2 pseudogenes are annotated in these 1,641 nt (G+C 71.9%); both read left to right on the top strand.

Annotation, left to right across the window (positions count from 1 at the left end):
• A pseudogene (locus tag RISW2_RS25190) lies at positions 1-240 on the top strand (hypothetical protein); the annotation flags it as partial.
• Positions 241-272: 32 nt separating this feature from the next.
• Positions 273-1,641: pseudogene (locus RISW2_RS23805) on the top strand (hypothetical protein); the annotation flags it as partial.

Genomic DNA, 1,641 nt, shown 5'->3' with positions numbered 1-1,641 from the left:
GGCTCGGACTGGATCCAGGACTTCGCCGGCGACATCCTGGTCTTCGGCGACGCCGGCGCGACGCCGGCCCGGTTCCAGGTCAACGTCGCCACCACGTCGGGCGCCGGCGCTCCGGACGTCGCCGAGGCCTTCGTGATCTACCGCCCCACGGGCCAGATCCTCTGGGCGCTGGTCGACGGGGCGGATGCACCGTCGCTCCCGCTCCAGATCGGCAGCGCGGTCCACGACCTGACCTTCTGACCCGACCATATTGCACGGAGGACTTTCCCCGCATGTCATTCAACATCGTCTTCGACTACCGCTTCGACACCTTCGGGTTCTTCGATGACCCCGAGGCGCGCGCCGCGCTCGAGGCGGCGGGCGGGATCTGGGAGGGGCTGATCCGCGACGAGTTCCCCGACGTGCCGGCAGGCATCTCCTTCACCTTCGCCAATCCCTCGACCCGGCTGACCGAGGAGGTGGTGCTCGACGCGCCGATCGACGACCTCCTGGTCTTCGCGGGCGCCCGGGACATCCCCGGCAGCACGCTGGCGCAGGCCGGCGCGGTGGGCAGCAGCGTGGCGGGCGACCTCTTCAACATCCGCGACGACGACGATTTCCGCGGCACCGGCCCGGTGACCAACTACGAGCCCTGGGCCGGTCAGGTCGCCTTCGACACCGGCGCCGACTGGTCCTTCGCCCTCGATGCGCCCGCGCCCGACCGGTCCGACTTCATCTCAACCGCGCTGCATGAGATCGGCCACATCCTCGGCATCTCGCGCAGCAGCCCGGCCTTCGAGGCATGGGTCGTGGACGGCGTCTTCCTCGGGCCGAATGCCCGCGCCTTGACGGCTGGCGCTGGGGTGCCGCTCGAATCCGATCTCAGCCATGTCGAGGAAGGCTTCGACGGCGACGGCGTGCTCATGGACCCGGCGAGCCTGCGCGGCACCCGCACGCTGCCCTCGCGCGTGGACCTCGCGATGCTGGCCGACATCGGCTACCGGATCGACGGCTTCGAGACCCAGGGCACGACCCCCGACCTCGTCACCGAGGGGCCGGACGTGACCGTGTTCGGCACGGTGATCGCCGACCTCATCGACGGGCTCGGCGGCAACGACCAGCTGCAGGGCGATGCGGGCGACGACACGCTCCTCGGCGGCGCGGGGGACGACACGCTCTTCGGGCAGACCGGCAACGACGTGCTCGGGGGCGGGGCGGGCGAGGACTTCCTGTCGGGCGGCGACGGCGCCGACACGCTCTCCTCGGGCAGCGGCGAGGACAGCGCGCAGGGCGGGGCCGGCGCCGACATCTTCGAGATCGGCCCGGGCGAGGGGCGATTCATCGTCTACGACTTCGAGCCGGGCCTCGACCGCATCCGCGTGCTCGGCACGGACTTCGCGGATCCTGCGGCGGCGGCCGAGGCGGTGACAGCGCCGTTCCTCAATGTCTGGCGGCTGAGCCTGTCCGACGGCAGCAGGATCGACATCCGCCACGACGGCGGCGCGCGGCCCGACGCGGCGGATTTCGAAGTGCCGGAGCGCTTGCCCGGACCGGTCGACCTCGTGCGGGACGGCACCGCCGGCCCCGACCGCCTGATCGGCGGCGCGGGCAACGACACCCTGCGGGGCGGTGACGGGAGCGACACGCTGATCGGCGGCGACG

Source organism: Roseivivax isoporae LMG 25204 (assembly GCF_000521865.1).
Lineage (GTDB): Bacteria > Pseudomonadota > Alphaproteobacteria > Rhodobacterales > Rhodobacteraceae > Roseivivax > Roseivivax isoporae.
Note: the sequence above shows the minus strand (reverse complement) of the source record. Positions and strands in the feature narration are given on the sequence as shown.